The organism is Bacillus sp. mrc49, from assembly GCF_002803435.1.
In genome coordinates, this window is record NZ_PHNG01000050.1 from 1 (window position 1) to 325 (window position 325).

At 52.9% G+C, this 325-nt stretch carries 1 rRNA gene; it reads left to right on the top strand.

Annotated elements, in window-relative coordinates:
- Positions 1-325, top strand: a 16S ribosomal RNA gene (locus tag CVN76_RS00415); the annotation flags it as partial.

Consider the following 325-nt stretch of genomic DNA (forward strand, 5'->3'; position numbering starts at 1 on the left):
GGAGCAACGCCGCGTGAACGAAGAAGGCCTTCGGGTCGTAAAGTTCTGTTGTTAGGGAAGAACAAGTACCAGAGTAACTGCTGGTACCTTGACGGTACCTAACCAGAAAGCCACGGCTAACTACGTGCCAGCAGCCGCGGTAATACGTAGGTGGCAAGCGTTGTCCGGAATTATTGGGCGTAAAGCGCGCGCAGGTGGGTCCTTAAGTCTGATGTGAAAGCCCACGGCTCAACCGTGGAGGGTCATTGGAAACTGGGGAACTTGAGTGCAGAAGAGGAAAGTGGAATTCCAAGTGTAGCGGTGAAATGCGTAGAGATTTGGAGGA